The sequence below is a fragment of the Candidatus Bathyarchaeota archaeon genome (assembly GCA_026014745.1).
In the GTDB taxonomy this organism is placed as follows: domain Archaea; phylum Thermoproteota; class Bathyarchaeia; order Bathyarchaeales; family Bathycorpusculaceae; genus Bathycorpusculum.
Window position 1 is genome coordinate 53,288 of record JAOZHS010000003.1, and the last position, 17,976, is coordinate 71,263.

Sequence of the window (17,976 nt, forward strand, 5' to 3'; positions counted from 1 at the left end):
GAACATTATAGCTTTTACTAAAAAAGAGACTAAGAAAAGGAAAGTTTGGGCTTGCCCAGTTTCTTATTTACGCAAGCTTGGATAAAACCAAAATATTCAGGCGAGGGGCGTCCAGGTCGACTTCTGAATTCACCATGGAATTGGCTGGCAAAGTAGAAGTAATTCTTGAGGTACTCGAGGGTTTCCATGCGTCTGCCGTCACTGCTTTTGCCTGTGAAGCGCAAGCCATTGTTTTTGAGAACTTCGATATAGTCAAGGTTGACTTCGAAGCGGTGGCGGTGGCGTTCATAGATTTCTTCACATCCAAACATATTGTAGGCTACGCTGCCCTTCTCAAGAATAACTTTGTGGGCACCCAACCGCATTGTTGCGCCTTTAGCTTCGATACCGCGTTGCTCAGGCATCAAGTCAATAACGGGATAAGGAGTGTCAGGATTGATTTCAGTGCTGTTAGCATCTTTTAGACCGCAGACGTTACGTGCAAATTCAATGACAGCCAACTGGAAGCCATAACATATGCCTAAGAAGGGGATGTCGTGTTCACGTGCATATTTTGCGGCGGCGATTTTGCCTTCAGTGCCGCGTGGACCAAAGCCGTAGGGAACAAAGACGCCGTCATAACCAGCGAGTTCCTCAATACATTGAGGTTCACGCTCGTATTTTTCAGCTTCAAGATAGGATATGCAGACTTTGGCTTTATTTGCCGCGCCGCCGTGCCGCAGGGCTTCAGTCATGCTAACATAGCTATCAGTTAACCCTGCGTATTTGCCAACTAACGCAATTTTAACTTCATGTTCTGGATGAACCATGGCGTCAACGAATGTTTGCCATTGGCTGAAGTCTTTGGTTTCATATTTAAGACCAAGACGTTGACAGACAAAGTCGCCCATGCCCTGCTTATCCAAGATGAGTGGCACTTGATAGACAGTTTCGGCGTTGTATGAGCAGAAGACTGCTGCTTCGGGGATGGTACCGAACAAGGCGATTTTGCGGAGTGCCTCAGAATCAATCATGACGGGGCTGCGGGCAACGATGGTGTCAGGTTGAATACCGATGCGACGCAGTTCGTTTACGCTGTGCTGGAGCGGTTTAGTTTTCATTTCGCCGGTAACATCCAAGACGGGTACCAACGCGACATGCACATAGAGGGTGTTTTCGTAACCTTCCTCGACACGCATCTGACGAATAGCCTCCAAGAAAGGCAAGCCTTCAATGTCGCCGACCGTGCCGCCAACCTCGGTTAAAACGATGTCGGCGTTTACGGCTTTACCCGCGTTTTTGATGCGATTTTTAATTTCGTTAGTGACGTGAGGGACGATTTGGACGCATCTGCCCAAAAAGTCGCCGTGACGTTCTTTTTCGATTACGCTGCGGTAGATGGTTCCGGTGGTTAAATTGTTGCTTTGTTTGAGGCTGAGATCCAAGAAGCGTTCATACCAGCCCAAGTCTAGGTCTGTTTCGCCTCCGTCATCGGTGACGAAGACTTCGCCGTGCATGTATGGATTCATTGTTCCCGCGTCAATGTTAACGTAGGGGTCGATTTTTACGACAGTGGGTTTTAAGCCTCTTGCTTGGAGCATTTTGCCGATTGAAGAAGTTAAGATACCTTTACCAACTGAGCTTAACACGCCGCCTGTTACGAAAATGTACTTAACCATTTTTTTCCCCGTTATAACCACTACCTTTCAAGCAGTCTTAATATAACTCTTTTGTGTGCAACGCTGAAAAACCGTGCAATTAAGCATCATTAAAACAGAAAAAATATACAATTATTGGGGTGCAGACATGGAATATTTGCGGTTGCGTCTAAGTCCCCAAATCAAAAGCCAAATGCCAATCACCACCAAAACCAGCGGCCAGAAATACGCCCAGAACAAACCCAAGGTTCCAGTGAGTGCTGCTAAACCCAAGAAAACTATGATTAAGCCCGCGATGAGTAACCCTATGCCGCCACCCTGATGGTGATAATGATAATCGCCTTGGTAGTGACGATGCACGTGTCGATAGTTAACTCTGCAATCTACGTACAGGGGAGAACCGCAGTTTGAACAATTCGTTGCTACTTCAGGGTTTAATGTTCCGCATTTTGTGCAATAAACCAAAGCCATATCCTCGATACGCTTGTAGATGTCTGTGGACTCATAAAATTTTTGGTCGCTTTCAGAAAAGCTACAGAAATCTGCTGCATAAAATATTAATTAAAGGCAGCATATACTAAACGAGACATAAAATGCCACAAGCCTTCGTATTAATCAACGTAGAATCTGGAGCCGAAGAAGAAGTAGTCAACCAACTAAAACAGGTCGAAGGCATCCAAGAAGCCTACTTCTCCTATGGCGTTTACGACATAATCACCAAGATAAAAGCAGACTCCATGGAGAAACTCAAAGACACAGTAACCCGCAAAATCCGAACCCTAAACAGAGTTCGTTCAACGCTAACACTCATCATGATGGAAGAATAAGCCTCAACTTATCCTTGTGGAGCCTTTTTGCTATAACCCTTAAATGCCTAGGCACTGAAGGTTAAGCAAGGCAAACCCCATGAAACAGCTAAAAGCACCCACACGCCAGCAAGCAGTCATCATCCTTTTAATCGTGGGGTTAATTGCATTCGTAGCCTACTTCTACTTCTACATCAACCCCGCCCAACTAATTGAGATTCTTGCCCAAACCAACCTCGTTTACTTCGCCGGCGCGTTTATCGCCTACAGCCTCTACGTTCTTTTCTCGTCGCTGGTCTGGCAAAACCTCCTAACAAACCTCTCCATAGACGTATCCAAACGCAAAGCCCTCCTCTACACATGGGTCGGCCTCTTCTTTGAAGCCACAGTCCCTCAACTGGGATGGTCCGCGGAGATATCCAAAACCTATCTCCTCTCCAAAGACACAAAAGTAGACGCAGAACGAATCGGTGCCTCCGTGGTTGGACAAAAAATCTTCGTCATGACCCTGAGCGTTGTTGCGATGGCAGTCGGGTTAACTTCAGTGCTGGTTAGTTATTCATTGCCACCACTTGTCACTTTCCTGATTGGTCTGGTCTTGGGGCTTTCAGCTTTGACTTTGTCGATGGTCTACTACATCAGCGTTAAGCCTTCCGCCACACAAACCCTTCTAAAATGGGCCATACGGATTGTGTTGATTTTCCGTAAGAGTTGGAACCCGCAAAGCTTTAAAGAAAAAGCGGAAGACTGGCTGAGTAAGTTTCACCGAGACATCGAGCAACTAAAAGCTAACCCACGCCAACTCATCTGCCCCATCATCACCTCAATTATTGCTTTTGTTTGTGAAGTTTCCGTGTTGGCCTTTGCCTTTTTAGCGTTAGGTCAAGCGGTACCTGTTAACGTAATCTTGATCGTTTTCACCTTAACCGGAACACTACAAACTGTCGGGGTAACGTTTTTTGGTTTTCCAGAAATAATAATGGCCACGTCGTTTGAGGCGTTAGGTATCGTGCCGGCGTCTTTAGGACTTGCGGTAACTTTGTTGGCGCGCGTAGTGAATTTGTGGTTTAGACTGATTGTTTCTTATGCGGCGTTGCAATATGCAGGGTTAGGCATACTTAAAAGAAAGCCAATCAAACAAGCAGGCAAGCAGTGAATTTTTCTCTTGAATATAGGGAGCATTTTTTACTTTCCTGTTCATTTTGCGGGTTTTTTCTGTTAGGAAAGATTTTAATGCAGTCTCCCTAATTCAATTACATAGAGGATCTTTATGCCCACAGCGTTTGTGTTGATAAACACTGAGATAGGCTCAGAATCAGACGTTTTAAATGAACTCAAAAAAGTTGAGGGTGTCGAGGAATCGTCAGCTGTTTATGGAGTATATGACATCGTAGCACGAGTTAAAGCCGACACCATGGATAGACTAAAAGAAATCGTAACTTGGCGTGTAAGGCGCCTTGACAAAGTCCGCTCAACACTCACCATGATTGTTGTAGAGGACAAAGTCTAAACTTTCTTTTTTCTTTCAAAAAACGGCTAATATTGATTTTTAGTTCATAAGAATTTTTAACAAAACCCACAGAGTAACTGTGATAACTATGGAAAAACAGTTTAGATGCCCTTGGTGTGGCAACAACTTTCAGAATGGGAAAGAACTTGACGCACACGCACGAGGCCACTATATTAGGCAAAGTTCAGCTTAGCCTCTTAACGCTAAACAAGTTGTGACTGTGCCGATACAGTCACATAATTTTAAATTTTTTGCAAAGGAGTAGTGAGTCCTGTGCGTCATAGAGGTAGAGCCAAATGAGTCCAAACTCAAAAAAAATCTGCATGCGACATAATACCCAACCCGCAGGCAGAGGTGACTCTACCCGTAGAAGCACCGAACTTTTTGTTGGTTGGCAGAGGAGGCTTGGAAAAATGCATGTTTTTTCGTGTATCCCTTAAAGCAGGAAGAGCACTCCAACCTCTAAAGCCAACCCAATCCGACCAAATGAAAGGAGTTGAAAGATAAATAATGCCAACAGCCTACGTTCTTTTGAACACTGAGATTGGATCAGAAGACGAAGTTTTGAGCGCAATAGAAAAAGTTGAAGGCGTAACCGAAGTCCATTGCCTTTGGGGCGTCTATGATATTATCGCGACCGTTGAAGCAGAAAGCATCGAAAAATTAACCCACATAATCACCAAAAACATCGGAAACATCAGCCATATAAACTCAAAACTAACTATGCTAATCCACGACGAAACATCCACTCTGCGAGACGGCTTATTGGAAGAAACACCGCTTATCCAATAAGGCCCACAAAATTTTTTTAGTCCCCCCGTACCCTTCTTTCTTAATATCTTAGGAGCAGCCACCCTTGACAAGCCATCATACAATGCATATTGGACTCGACGACACAGACTCAACTAAAGGCGGCTGCACTACCTATCTTACCGCTTGCCTAATCGAAAAACTCGAACCGTTCCACGTTAAATTTCTTGATTATCCACGACTTATCAGACTAAACCCCAACGTTCCTTGGAAAACCCGTGGCAACGGAGCTTTATGCCTAAGCTTCGCCTACAATCCCCAAGACGAAGAAGCCATTAAAGAAACAGCCTACAACTTCTGGGAACAACATGCCGCCGTAAAAATGAGGGGCACCGACCCGGGAATCGTCATTTACCAACAGGATGAAATTCCCGCGGAACTAAAAGCATACGCCAAAAAAACTGAAACCACCGTTATCAAACTCAAAGAAGCTATGGCGCTCATCAAACGTTTGGGCGCGGAAGCTTGTGGATACAACACCTGCCGGGGCATCATTGGCGCATTGGCAGCCATCGGCGAAACTCTCGAAGGCGACTACACTTACGAACTCATCGCTTATCGTACCCCCGAAAACTTGGGCACGAAACGTCGCGTCGATGAAGCATCGATTTTTGAGATGGACAAACAGACCACGCCATACACGTTCAATAATGTTGACACAGAGAAAGGTCGTGTTATCATTACTCCGCGAGGACCTGACCCAATTCTCTTTGGAATCCGAGGCGAATCCGCAGATATCGTGAAGAAAGCCTTTGGTATAGTGAAGCCTCAAGAACCCGTGGAGCGCTGGGTAATTTTCCGCAGCAACCAAGGCACCGACGCCCACCTCACCCCCCTGCCAACTCTCTCAGAGCTTGCCCCCTATTGTAGCGTTATCGTCAAAGGAACTGTATCTAAACCTCCCCGAATTGTTCCAGTCCGCCATGTAATCTTTAGCATCAAAGACGCAACAGAGGAAGTTGACTGTGCCGCCTACGAACCAACGGGCGACCTCCGAAAAATTGCGCGAGAACTCCAAATCGGCGATACCTTAGAAGTAACGGGTGCCGTCCACAAAGCCACCGCTACTAAACCCCAGACAATTAACCTTGAAAAAATCCGTATCCTCACCCTAAAACAGCAAACAGTCGCCTCAAACCCGCTGTGCCCTAACTGTGGGAAACGCCTCAAATCCATGGGCAAAAACCAAGGCTTCCGCTGCGACCGCTGTGGCGGCAGATATACCGAACTTAAAAAAACCGAGGTGCCGCTACCCCGAACCCTTAAACCTGGACTATATGTACCTTCTACTCGGAGCCAGCGCCACTTGACTAAACCTTTGCGGCGTTATGGACAGGAAAAAAGCTGCAACAACACACCTCGTCTGATTAATGAGTGGCATTTGCCATAAGCTGCCGTTAACAGACAAGATTTGTGGTTTTTTGACTCACTATAAGTGAGTGAGGCTTATTACGGTGGGCAGAAGGTTCTTTGAGAGAATATCCTATGAGAGGAGAATAGGGAAAGTGACCGTGAAGAGTAAAATAACGCCGATAGAAATCGGGAAATTAAGCAACGTGAAATGCTCTATTTGCGGTCGTTTTCTTTCTGAGTACTCCATCAAAGGCAATGGCAAGTATCCGACTATGTGTACCCGTTGCGTCCTGAATACACCTGCAGTAAAAGAAATCGCCAGCACAGGCAATAACGAGCGAATACTTGCAGCATTGGTTAAACAATGGGACATCGACTACGAAAAAGAGCTAGAAAAAAAGTTTGCTAAGATTATCAGGCGCAAACCCACCGCTGTTGAACCACAATAATTCCAATTAATTGAAATATCCTGATAAGGTTTGAGGCGACGTGAAACTGTTACCATTACTTGTGGTGAGCGTTAACGAGTAGCCTCCCCCATAAGAGAGCGCAACATTGTTTTGGTTGATTGTGAGTTTTTTTACGGTTCCATCCGCGGGAAGGATGCTTTGGACTGTCGTGTCGGTTGCTAGGGTTTTTCCGTCTGCGTCCTTGAGCGTCAACTGCGTCACAATTATTTCTTGCTCAGACTCTGAGTAGGCTTCAACCGACAAAGCACTGCTACTGTCGACGCTCACTGATTTGAAGGCAATGGTCTCTACGGGGGTAGCCGTTGGTGTAGGCGTAACTTCAGCAGTAGGAGCAGGAGAGGCAGAAGGGGTTGCGGTAGGGCTGGAGTCTTTTTGGGGAGCCCAATCAATCTGGGAGGCGCCGACAAGCACCAAAATCACTACGATTAACGTGGTGGCGACAGCTATTACAGTTTTTTGTTTCATTTTAACTCAAAGCAGTTATCAACAATCTTTGTATATTAAACTAATTAAAAGAACAGCACACAAACGATTCAGGATATATTCTCAAGTTTGATTTCTATCGACTTGCATTCGAAAAAGTTATTGAAAGTCTTTAAATCCGACAACCCCATAAACCCCTTTCACAACAAATCAAACTCCAACGACTAGAGGCAAGCTCACATGGTTGAAAAAACGTTCCCAGCAGAAGCCTACCAGCTTCCCTTCTTCAAACAAGAAGGCTTCATACGTAAACATTGCCCAAAATGCGGCGAATGGTTCTGGACGCAAAACGCAGAGCAGGAAACCTGCGGCGAATCAGGCAGCGACGAATGCGGCTGCTACAGCTTCCTTGGCAACCCCGCCACATCCAAAAAATTCACTCTCAGCGAAATGCGCGAAGCGTTCCTGAGCTTCTTTGAAAAAAACGGCCACACCCGCATAAAACCCTACCCAGTTGTGGCCCGCTGGCGCAAAGACATCTACCTAACACACGCCAGCATAATCGACTTCCAGCCCTATGTCACCGAAGGCATTGCACCTCCACCAGCGAACCCCTTGGTGATTTCACAGCCATCCATTAGGCTAACGGACATATCAAACACGGGTCCAACTTTTGGCAGGCACTTAACCATTTTCGAGATGGGAGGCGCCCACGCTTTCAATTACCCTGATAAAGAAGTTTACTGGAAAGACGACACGGTACGCTTCCACCACCGCTTCGCAACCGAGTGTCTGGGCATTAAATCTGAAGAAGTCATTTACAAAGAAGGCGTCTGGGTAGGCGGCGGCAACGCTGGTCCCGATGTGGAATGCATCTGCCGCGGACTCGAAGTTGGTACCCTTGTCTTTATGCAATACAAAGTAGTCGGCGACGACTTCGTAGAGTTGCCTATCCGTACAGTCGACACAGGCTATGGCATTGACCGCTTCACATGGATTAGCCAAGGCGTCCCAAGCCTATTTCAAGCCATCTACGGTAACCTGCTTGACAAAGTCATGAGCATGGCAGGCATAACTAACATAGATAACGACTTCTTGTTTCAAGTCGCAAAGTACTCTGGGCTGGTCAGCGTGGATAAACGAGCTAACCGTATGGTTGCCCGTCGACGCGTCTCCGAACTAACTGGCATAGACCTCGCGACACTCGAGAAGGTCTTGGTCCCGATCGAAAACGCGTGGGCAGTCACCGACCACACCAAAACCCTTAGCTTCATGCTATCTGAAGGCGTGGTGCCCTCAAACATCCAAGAAGGCTACCTCGCAAGGCTCCTCTTCCGACGCGTCTACCGCCTCATGCGCACCCTCAACATTGAACCCGCCAAACTCTACGACATCATCGACATGCAAGCAGACTACTGGGCAAAAGACTTCCCTCACATAAAAGAAATGCAAAACGAAATCATCGAAATGCTCAAAGTCGAAGAAGAAAAATTCGTAGAAACCCTCAACCGCGGAGAAGGCATGGTTAAACGCATCGCAACGGACCTTAAATCCAAAGGCACAGGCAAACTCTCCAACGACCTGCTTGCCGAACTCTATGACAGCCACGGATTACCCCCAGAAATCGTCAAACAAGCCGCAGAAAAAGAAGGCGTCGAAGTTGATGTCCCAGAAAACTTCTATGCACTAATAGCGAATCGTCACATGGCGGCATCTAAACCTGTTGAGGAAGAAGAGGCAAAAGCAGAGAAGACGATTGAAGAAGTCGTCGAGCAACTTCCCCAAACCGAACCTCTCTACTACACTGACGTTTATCAGCGTGAATTTAACGCTACAGTCCTCAAAATCGTCGGAGGCATCTACGTCGTGCTGGGCAGTACCTGCTTCTATCCTGAAGGCGGCGGCCAACCCAACGACCTAGGCAAACTGGTCTACGACCACACTGCCTACGACGTTGTGGATGTTCAGAAAATCGGCAAAGTTATAGTCCATAAACTAAAAACCCCCGCAACATTCAAAGAAGGCTCCACCGTGCATGGCATACTGGATTGGGAACGACGATACAGTCTCATGAAAGCTCACACCGTCACGCACCTAATTAACGGCGCAGCTCGACGCGTACTGGGCGAACATGTCTGGCAAAGCGGCACCCAAAAAGGGCTAGAAACCTCACGCCTCGACATATCCCACTACCGCAGATTAAGCCAAGAAGAAATCCACAAAATCGAAACCCAAGCAAACCAAGCCATCGCCGCCAACATGAAAATCGAAACCAAATGGTACCCCCGCAACGAAGCTGAGAAACTCTACGGATTCCGACTCTATCAAGGCGGCGCCGTCCCAGGCAAAGACATCCGCGTCGTTAAAACCGGCGATTGGGATGTGGAAGCCTGCGCGGGCACTCACCTTGGCAGCACCAGCGAGGTCGGATTGGTCAAAATCGTCTATACAGAGCGTGTTCAAGATGGCGTTGAACGATTGGGCTACGCGGTCGGCTTAAAGGCGCTCAAAGCGGTGCAGGATCAAGAAAGTCTGCTTTGGAAAGTCAGCGAAACCCTCAGCGCACCAATCGACAAGCTCGATAAAACCGCCGAAAAAATGCTCTGCGAACTCAAAGACGCCCGAAGCGAAAACAAACGCCTACTAAAAGAACTCGCAGCTAAAGAAAGCGACCTCGGCCAAGCTCAAGCAGCAGAAGCCGCAGTTGAAATCAACGGAGTAGCCCTCGTCAAGCGGGATTTCGGAGATTGCGTCGATACTAATCGCATGGTTCAGACCGCCTCAGAAGTACTCAAACGCAACCCCGCAGCTGTCACGCTGTATTATGGCTGTGATGGGAAAAGCTGTCGGCTTATGGTTATGGCTGGAGAGGCTGCTGTGCAAAAAGGCGTCCACGCAGGCAACGTCGTCAAAGAAGCAGCGCCGATTATGGGAGGCGGAGGCGGCGGAAGACCTAACTTTGCGCAGGGCGGCGGCACTCAATGCCAAAAACTCGCGGATGCAGTGGCGGCAGCGCTGGACGTTGTCAAAAAGCAGCTGAAAACTTAGCTGGCTTTCTTTCTCTTTTTTTGGTTTCTCTCTTTGTGTGGGTGTAGCGGTTTACGGGGTGCCACAAGACTGCCAAAGGTTTAAGCCCTGTTTTGTTGCTGCATTGTTTTTCTGCGTCTGTTATGGTGTGGGGTGCGGCGTGTTCCTTCACATCCTGCATGGTTTCGGTTGATTTTGCGTGTGGCGGCATGCAGCGACCGCACAAAACCATACAAGAATTGCAGCTTCCTTGGGCATGCATAAGGGAAGGCTTCTTGACGAATCCAAGCTAAAGGTTCTTGACTACCCCGCCGCTTTACTCGTCCCTTTTTGCCTGCGTGTAGGCTTCTTGGATGACTGAAAAGTTTTTCTCCGCCAAGTCAACTCGGAAACGTTTGTGCAGCGTTTTTTCCATGCCCTCGAGCGTGACAATGTTGGTTGCTTTGGCAACAACAGCCAACAATGCGGTGTTAGTGATGGGGACGCCGAGGATTTTTAGGGCAATTTCGGTTGCTGGAACGGTCCAGACTTTTCCTTTGTTGACTCCGAGGGCTTCTTTTAAGACCGCGGGGTCTTTATTTGAGTTGATGATTAAGCAGCCGCCATTGTGTTTTAGCCCCGCAGTCACTGGTAAATTCTTGATTAGCGTGTTATCTAAAACAATTACAACATCAGGGTAGTAAACTCCGCAATGCAGCCTTATGGGTTCGGTGCTGATGCGGGTGAAGGCAGTTACGGGTGCACCCATGCGTTCAGTTCCAAACTCGGGGAAGGATTGGATGTATTTGCCTGTTTCGAGGGCGGTACGTGCCAGCAGGTCACTTGCGGTCCAAGCTCCCTGCCCCCCTCGTCCATGCCACCTGAACTCTACCATTGTTTTCAAAGGTACAATCGCTCCGCTGAGGGCATCACTGACATGTTACTAAATACAGAGATATACATTTTTCCGTAAAAATTCCCAAAAAAATAAGCCAATGTAAATTCAAGTAGGAGCAAATGGAAAACTAAAATTTACATAATAATTTATTACGGAAAGCATTTGACTTAGAAAACGCCAGAGGTCAAAAAAGTATCCTAGCAAACAACACCTCATAAGATGCAGCCATACTAGATGGTGAGGTTGGGCAGCATGGTTTTTTTTATTGTAGTTTGTTCATGGTTTTATGCATATTTTTTAGGCAATATATTTTTAAGCGAGCATGCACAGGTGTGCTTAAGGTGAAGCGTGCATGAGCACGCGTACACAGGTGAATATGAGTGCGTAGAAGTTTAACCGTAACCCCAGAAAACGACAAAAAAATCCTACTCACCAAAGGCCTCTTCCTAACAGGAGACGACCCCTTCGACATAGACTACACCACACTCGTCAACATCTTTCTCGAACTCGGACACAAAGTCATGGCCAGCGCCCTAAACGAACCCAACAACCCCACCTTTACCATGAACAAAAACGAAGTCTTCGAAGTCTTCAAGAAATACGCGTTCAGCAACGAACTAAAAGAAGACGCTGTCGGAGACCAATTCGCCGAAATCGTCATACGCAAACTCATCGAACAATACAACAAATCTGTAACCCAAGCCCTCAAACAACCCCAAAACCCCGAACTATCACCCCAACCGCCCCAAGAGGAACCACAACCCGACGCCGCCCAAGCAGAAACCAAACACCACGTCTACATAAGATAAACCGAGGAAAAACAATGCCCACCACAAAAAATACTCCAGCAAAAACCACAATATATGCAAAAAATCCATCCCCCTCCCAAAGGTTACGTAAAAAATGCAGTTCCGCCACAGAACAAATTTTAATTCCCCGACGGGTTTGTTCTGTTATAACTGGAACTGGAGGGCAAATGTGACATGGTTGAAGACCAAGTGCCCGCGCCAGATAGTTTTGAGCAGCTTCTTGAATGTGAGAAGAAGCGTTCCCAAGATTATCTGACTCGGCTAAAATATATGCAGGCAGACTACGAAAACGCAAAGAAACGCTTTGAACGTGAAGCTGAACAAATCCGAAGTCACTGCAACGAACGCATAGTGTTGGAGTTGCTTGATGTCGTGGATGAGTTAGAATTAGCCACAAAAAACGGCTCTGATTCGCCTTCTACGCAGTGCCTCATACAAGGGGTCGAAATGACTCTCAAGAAATTACGGAAAGTTCTTGAGCAGGAAGGAGTCAGCGAGATTCCTAACCCAGAAGGCAAATGCTTTGACCCCAAACTCCACAACGCCATATGTGTTGTGGAATGTGACGATAAAGACGAATCCACAGTCATGGAACAGATCCGTAAAGGATACCAAATGAGGGACCGTGTGATTCGACCAAGCATCGTCAAAGTTTCCGTAAAACCAAAAAATCAAAGTAATCAAACGGAGGAAAAACAAAATTGAGTAACCAAAAAACAAATGAAAAAATATTAGGAATCGATTTGGGAACAACCAACTCGGCAGCCGCCATCTATGAGGGGGGACACTCAACCGTTATCCCCAGCGCGGAGGGACCAACGATGGCTGGAAAAATGTTCCCATCCGTCGTTGCCTTCACAAAAGATGGACAGCTCCTCGTCGGTGAACCCGCTAAACGCCAAGCAACCACCAACTCAGAGGGCACCTTCTTTGAAATAAAACGCAAAATGGGCCAAGACGTCAAGGTATCCGCCTATGGCAAAGAATACAGCCCCCAACAAATCTCAGCATTCATACTACAAAAAATCAAAAAAGACGCAGAAACCTACCTCGGAGGCACCATAAACAAAGCCGTCATCACCGTCCCAGCCCACTTCAACGACAACCAAAGACAGGCAACTAAAGACGCTGGCGAAATCGCAGGCTTCCAAGTCATGCGCATCATCAACGAACCCACCGCAGCCTGCCTCGCCTATGGCATCGACAAACTACAGCATGAAATGAAAATCCTCGTCTTCAGCTTCGGCGGAGGCACCCATGACGTAACCCTCATGGATTTCGGCAAAGGAGTCTTCCAAGTACTATCCACAAGCGGCGACACCCAACTCGGCGGAACCGACGTGGACAAAGCAGTCGTAGGCTACCTCGTAGAGGAATTTAAACGCCAAACTGGCGTAGACATCTCCAACGACCGCATGGCTATGTCACGGCTCAAAGACGCGGCAGAAAAAGCTAAAATCGAACTATCAACCTTGATGAGCACCGACATCGACTTACCCTTCTTAACCGCAAATGCCTCAGGACCCAAACACCTACACATGACACTTACCCGAACCAAACTCGAAGCCCTCGCCCAACCCATCGTTGAGAGAACAAGACCAACCTTACTCAAGGCGCTTGAAGACGCTAAACTCACACCCCAACAGGTCGACAAAATCATCCTCATCGGCGGCATGACCCGCATGCCAATGGTTCAACGCTTCGTAGAGCAGCTCCTTGGCAAAGCCCCTGAACGTGGAATTGACCCTATGGAATCCGTCGCTATCGGCGCAGCCATCCAAGGCGGAGTCGTCACAGGCGAAGTCACTGACCTCTTGCTCCTCGACGTTACCCCCCTTAGTCTAGGCGTTGAAACTATGGGCAGCGTCATGACCAAAGTCATCGAGAAAAACACCACCATACCCACCAAACGCAGCCAAGTCTTCACCACCGCAGCCGACTTCCAAACCGCAGTCACCATCCACGTACTACAAGGCGAACGCGCCATGGCAAGCGATAACGTGTCTTTAGGCATGTTTAACCTCGTAGACCTACCCCCCGCACCTAGAGGTGTACCTCAAATCGAGGTTACCTTTGACATTGACGCAAACGGCATCCTAAACGTAACCGCCAAAGATCGCGGCACAGGCAAAGAATCCAAAATCACCATAACCGCATCCACTAAACTCTCTAAAGAAGAAAAAGACCGACTCATCAAAGACGCAGAGCAATTTGCTGAGCAAGACCGCAAGAAGAGAGAAGAAGCCGAAACCCGCAACACCGCCGACAGCCTCGTCTACACTGCTGAACGCACAAAGCAAGATCTTGCAGGCAAACTCTCGGCAGAGGAAACAGGCAAAATCGACGCAGCAGTTACCGAACTTAAAAACGCCCTGGCAAGCAATGACATGGCACAAGTGAAAGCCAAATCTGACGCGCTACAAAAGGTGCTCCAAGAAGTCGGAACCAAAGTCTATCAGCAAGCAGCCGCAGAAGCAGCCAAACAGCAACAGGCCCAAGGCCAAACAGGCCCCGGACCCCAAGGCGGCGCGGGACCCACCATGCCCCCAGGCGGAGAATCTGGACCTCAAGGACCAGAAGGCGACAACGTCGTCGACTCAAACGACTACAAAGTAAAGTAACCCAAGTCTGCCCCTTCTTCTTTTTTCTTTTTTAATATAACTCGAATACTCAATTTTTCTTTGTGCACAAATTATTAACTTCTCACTTCAATAGTTTGTTTTATAAGCGCTATCTGACGAAATTTTTATTTTTTTAACAATTCAAAAAGTATTATTGCATCAGAAATGCAAACCGTTAAATATTGAGAGCAAGCGATAAGCCTCTATAAGGAAAAGGTTGTTATGTCACAAAGAAAAACCAAATTGCCAAAAAGCATGCTACTCCTATCTTGTCTGCTTCTGTTACTTGTTTGTCTTGTGCCATCTGTGCAAGCAGCACCAGTTTGGGTTATTGAAACTGCGGACTCAACTTCAGATGTTGTTAGTTCCGCCACGTCACTTGCATTGGACTCAAATGGTGACCCACACATCAGCTACTGTAACGATCCACATGATTTGTTATACGCAAAAAAAACAGGCAGTAGTTGGACGATTGAAACAGTTGATTACCTCAAGGTTGTAGGTGAAGACTCGTCTATTGCGTTAGACGCTGCTGGAAATCCCCACATAACCTATGTCATGAGTTCGCCTTCAACTAACATCTCTTATGTAACAAAAACTGGCTCAGGTTGGCACCATGAGACAATCGCTGCACGCGGCAGCCTAATGTATACATCACTTAAGTTGGATTCAAGCGGAAGCCCACACGTGGTCTTTCTAAACAATACCGACAGCGTCTTGAAATATGCAACTAAATTAGGCGGCGGATGGACCATTGAGAACGTTGACACCAATGTTATGTCTAGTAACTCGCTTGCGTTAGACTCATCAGGTAATCCACACATAAGCTACTTTGACCAAACCGGCAGGGCTTTGAAGTATGCCACCAAAACATCCACAGGATGGATGATTGAAACAGTAGACGATACGGGCTATTCAGCAGGCCTATACTCTGGCATAGCCATAGACTCATACGATAATCCACACATAGCCTACTACTTCACGGAAGGCTCCACAGCTTGCTTAAAATACGCCAACAAAACTGCAACAGGCTGGACGACCGAAACAGTGGACAACCCTGGCAGTGGTAAGAATGTTGGTTGGTACATTTCGCTTGCCATCGATTCGGCAGATAGACCGCATATCAGTTACTATGATTCGTACAACGATGATTTGAAATATGCCACCAATACGGGCACCACATGGACTAAAACAGTTGTTGATTCAACTGGAAATGTCGGGATGTTCAACTCGATAGCAATTGATTCTTCGAATAAGCCACACATAAGTTACTTTGACTGGGACCACAGCTACCTAAAATACGCAAGCCTATGTGACCGTGAAACAATATCAACGGCCACTGGAACAGGAATCGCGGCCCTAACCACAAGCGTTGGAGAAATAACAAGCCTCACCGCAGTCTCAGAAGACTCTTTACCCGAGACAGGTAAACCAAGCATGGATTTCCCACATGGCTTCTTCTCCTACAACATTGAAGGGCTAACACCCGGACAATCCGTAACTGTCGAAATAACTTTGCCAAACAACGTACCCGTAGGTTCACAATACTGGAAATACCAAAACAACCAGTGGATCCAAATACCCATCGGCAGCGACAACGGCGACAATGTCATCTATATAGTCTTAACTGACGGCGGCCTAGGGGACTCAGACGGCTTGGCCAATGGGGTAATTTCCGATCCAGGCGGAGTAGCAGTCAACGGAGGCTACTTCGTCGTTCCCGAGACACCCTTTGCCACAGCTCTCATAAGCATGTTTGCGGCGCTGTCCATCTTTGTTCTCTTCAAACGGCAAAAACAGAAATCTCTGCTAGCTTAGAGCCAGCTAGCTCATTTTCCTTTTTTTAGCTCCATGAATCTTAGCGGATAGTTTACTTTGCTTTTTGGGGGTCTTTGGGCTGTATGGGCAACTGGATTTGGATTGTGGTTCCTAAGCTGGGTACGCTTTCGGCGCGGACTGTACCGTTGTGGGCTTCAACGTTGCGTTTACAAATCGCTAACCCAAAACCCATCCCCTTAGCCTTCGTCGTAAACAACGGTCCCCACAACTTTGAGAGCGTCTCCGCGGTCATCCCATGACCAGTGTCCTTAAACGTGAAAACCACTGATTCCCCAATTTGCTGCGACGCAATTTCTAGTGTGCCACCTTCGGGCATGGCGTCAAAGGCGTTTTTTATGATGTTAGCAAAGCCCCGGCAGATACGGCTCTCATCCACCCGTAGCGTCGGTACGTCTTGGGTGTGGTTTTCTACAGTTACGTCTTGTGGAATTTCGTTGTAGATTAAGGCGTCTCTGACAAGGTTTCGAGGCGTGGTTGTTTTTAGGTCCAGTTGGATTTCGCTTGAATAATCAACGAGGTCAGTGATGATTTTATTCGCGTAAACAATGCTTTTATCGATGCTTTCAAACATGGCTTCGTCTTCTTCATCAAGAATGTGGGCGTTGACGTATTTCTTTTTAAGAAAATAGGTTGCTCCCCTGATCCCTGACAACGGGTTGCGCATGTCATGACCTAAAATACCCGCTAATTCTCCAATCGATGCCAGTCTTTCCGTGTTAAGAAGTTTCTGTTCCATCTCCTTGTGGTCAGTAATGTCATGCAACACAAAGGAAGCCCCGACGTCTTGACCGTTGCTGTCGGTAACCATCGAGCAAGAAACCATCCCCGATTTCCGTTCCCCCGCCTTTGTGGTGAAGGTTATTTCTCGGTTCTTTATTTCCCGCTTTATCTTCAAATGCGCAATAATTTCTGGCCGCGCGTTATCTTTATCCCGGACCGTAGCTTTATACAGCATTGAACTTACGGATTGACCAAGGATTTCTTTTTCAGTATAACCGCAGAGTTCCGTGAGGGAAGGGTTGATTTTGATAATAGTGCCCTTCAGATTGACGAGTATGATGGCGTCGGGCATTGTTGAGAATACGTGTTCTGCCGCGAATTCTGACCTAAAGGTGAAAAGGCTGTATTTAGACATTGCATAGAGAACAAAAAAGGCAGTTGCGCTTCCTGCAATGTGACCAAGTACCGGAAAAGATATTCCCAAAAGGGCAATGAAGGAGTCTGTTACTATTGATGTGATTATGGGAATACAGAATCCTAGGGCTACGAATTCAGTTTGTTTCTTGCGAGTTTTATCTAAGACATTTCTGTGATAATTGATAAAGAGAAAAACCATTAGTAAACCCAGTGTGCATGCCCACAGAGCGCCAATGGCAGACACAATTGACGACTGGAAAGGAGCTGAGTATCCCCAGGGCTCAAGCACAGGAGTTGCTGTAATCCCGCCAGCGGTCAAATCAATTAAAGAGAACACTACCGCGGGCAAATAAATGGCTAGATAACTTAGTCTATGTCTTGAAAAGTCGCTTTCTGTGAAGACCAATGTGAAGTGCAGCATTAGCGCAACCAGAAACGGCCAAAATGAAAGAACCTTAGTCCACAAAAACGCATCAGCCACAGTGTGAGCTTGAGAGATCATTAATTGGCAAAACGCCCAATACGCATTTGCAGCCATAGTCAACAAGAAAAGTTTGTTCAGGGTGGCTTTTCGGTTGAGAAAGTACACACTTAACCCTAAAGCGATGGAGATTGCGCTGGCACATAGGGATACTATAGCGTAGATGTTCATAGTTC

General features: G+C 47.0%; 17 protein-coding genes. 11 read left to right on the plus strand and 6 right to left on the minus strand.

Features of this window, described 5'->3' with window-relative positions:
- Positions 1 to 29 precede the first annotated feature (29 nt).
- Together NWE92_11435 and NWE92_11440 are read right to left on the minus strand one after the other, a co-directional pair.
- Complete coding sequence (locus NWE92_11435) at positions 30 to 1,658, minus strand: CTP synthase (GenBank protein MCW4030245.1); 1,629 nt, start codon at positions 1,656 to 1,658, stop codon at positions 30 to 32.
- Positions 1,659 to 1,769: 111 nt separating this feature from the next.
- Positions 1,770 to 2,102, minus strand: coding sequence for a zinc-ribbon domain-containing protein (locus NWE92_11440; protein MCW4030246.1), 333 nt, complete (start codon positions 2,100 to 2,102; stop codon positions 1,770 to 1,772).
- Positions 2,103 to 2,230: 128 nt separating this feature from the next.
- On the opposite strand from NWE92_11440, the gene NWE92_11445 reads away from it, so the two are divergent.
- The 6 genes from NWE92_11445 to NWE92_11470 all read left to right on the plus strand — a co-directional run bounded on the left by NWE92_11445 (position 2,231) and on the right by NWE92_11470 (position 6,565).
- The gene (locus NWE92_11445; protein ID MCW4030247.1) at positions 2,231 to 2,464 is read left to right on the plus strand and encodes an Lrp/AsnC ligand binding domain-containing protein; all 234 of its coding nucleotides are present in this window, start codon (positions 2,231 to 2,233) and stop codon (positions 2,462 to 2,464) included.
- A 79-nt stretch (positions 2,465 to 2,543) separates the two neighbouring features.
- Positions 2,544 to 3,599 carry a flippase-like domain-containing protein gene (locus NWE92_11450; GenBank protein MCW4030248.1) on the plus strand — a complete coding sequence of 352 codons (1,056 nt, stop codon included), beginning with the start codon at positions 2,544 to 2,546 and terminating at the stop codon, positions 3,597 to 3,599.
- A gap of 114 nt (positions 3,600 to 3,713) precedes the next feature.
- Entirely contained in the window at positions 3,714 to 3,953 is a 240-nt protein-coding gene (locus NWE92_11455; protein ID MCW4030249.1) for an Lrp/AsnC ligand binding domain-containing protein, read from the plus strand.
- A 510-nt stretch (positions 3,954 to 4,463) separates the two neighbouring features.
- Positions 4,464 to 4,745: an Lrp/AsnC ligand binding domain-containing protein gene (locus NWE92_11460; protein MCW4030250.1), complete on the plus strand. Its 282-nt coding sequence runs from the start codon at positions 4,464 to 4,466 to the stop codon at positions 4,743 to 4,745.
- A 64-nt stretch (positions 4,746 to 4,809) separates the two neighbouring features.
- Positions 4,810 to 6,153, plus strand: coding sequence for a tRNA(Ile)(2)-agmatinylcytidine synthase (locus tag NWE92_11465; protein ID MCW4030251.1), 1,344 nt, complete (start codon positions 4,810 to 4,812; stop codon positions 6,151 to 6,153).
- Between the two features lie 121 nt (positions 6,154 to 6,274).
- Positions 6,275 to 6,565 carry a hypothetical protein gene (locus NWE92_11470; GenBank protein ID MCW4030252.1) on the plus strand — a complete coding sequence of 97 codons (291 nt, stop codon included), beginning with the start codon at positions 6,275 to 6,277 and terminating at the stop codon, positions 6,563 to 6,565.
- A gap of 6 nt (positions 6,566 to 6,571) precedes the next feature.
- On the opposite strand, the gene NWE92_11475 is transcribed toward NWE92_11470, so the two are convergent.
- Entirely contained in the window at positions 6,572 to 7,051 is a 480-nt protein-coding gene (locus NWE92_11475) for a hypothetical protein (protein MCW4030253.1), read from the minus strand.
- 198 nt (positions 7,052 to 7,249) lie between these two features.
- Between NWE92_11475 and alaS the strand changes: the two genes are divergently transcribed.
- Positions 7,250 to 10,057, plus strand: a complete 2,808-nt coding sequence (alaS, locus tag NWE92_11480) for an alanine--tRNA ligase (protein MCW4030254.1) — start codon at positions 7,250 to 7,252, stop codon at positions 10,055 to 10,057.
- Here alaS and NWE92_11485 read toward each other — a convergent pair.
- Positions 10,035 to 10,247 carry a hypothetical protein gene (locus NWE92_11485; protein MCW4030255.1) on the minus strand — a complete coding sequence of 71 codons (213 nt, stop codon included), beginning with the start codon at positions 10,245 to 10,247 and terminating at the stop codon, positions 10,035 to 10,037. The two genes, alaS and NWE92_11485, sit on opposite strands and share 23 nt — an antisense overlap.
- A 105-nt stretch (positions 10,248 to 10,352) precedes the next feature.
- The gene (locus NWE92_11490; protein ID MCW4030256.1) at positions 10,353 to 10,910 is read right to left on the minus strand and encodes a 2-oxoacid:acceptor oxidoreductase family protein; all 558 of its coding nucleotides are present in this window, start codon (positions 10,908 to 10,910) and stop codon (positions 10,353 to 10,355) included.
- A 383-nt stretch (positions 10,911 to 11,293) separates the two neighbouring features.
- Between NWE92_11490 and NWE92_11495 the strand changes: the two genes are divergently transcribed.
- The 4 genes from NWE92_11495 (at position 11,294) to NWE92_11510 (ending at position 16,161) form a co-directional block, all read left to right on the plus strand.
- A complete protein-coding gene (locus tag NWE92_11495) occupies positions 11,294 to 11,722 on the plus strand; it encodes a hypothetical protein (protein ID MCW4030257.1) in 429 nt (142 codons plus the stop codon).
- Between the two features lie 174 nt (positions 11,723 to 11,896).
- Complete coding sequence (locus NWE92_11500) at positions 11,897 to 12,427, plus strand: nucleotide exchange factor GrpE (protein MCW4030258.1); 531 nt, start codon at positions 11,897 to 11,899, stop codon at positions 12,425 to 12,427.
- Entirely contained in the window at positions 12,424 to 14,343 is a 1,920-nt protein-coding gene (dnaK, locus tag NWE92_11505) for a molecular chaperone DnaK (GenBank protein MCW4030259.1), read from the plus strand. The genes NWE92_11500 and dnaK overlap by 4 nt, the downstream gene beginning before the upstream one ends.
- 222 nt (positions 14,344 to 14,565) lie before the next feature.
- Positions 14,566 to 16,161: a hypothetical protein gene (locus NWE92_11510; protein ID MCW4030260.1), complete on the plus strand. Its 1,596-nt coding sequence runs from the start codon at positions 14,566 to 14,568 to the stop codon at positions 16,159 to 16,161.
- Positions 16,162 to 16,213: 52 nt separating this feature from the next.
- Here NWE92_11510 and NWE92_11515 read toward each other — a convergent pair whose 3' ends face one another.
- Positions 16,214 to 17,971, minus strand: a complete 1,758-nt coding sequence (locus NWE92_11515) for a PAS domain S-box protein (GenBank protein ID MCW4030261.1) — start codon at positions 17,969 to 17,971, stop codon at positions 16,214 to 16,216.
- Positions 17,972 to 17,976 lie beyond the last annotated feature (5 nt).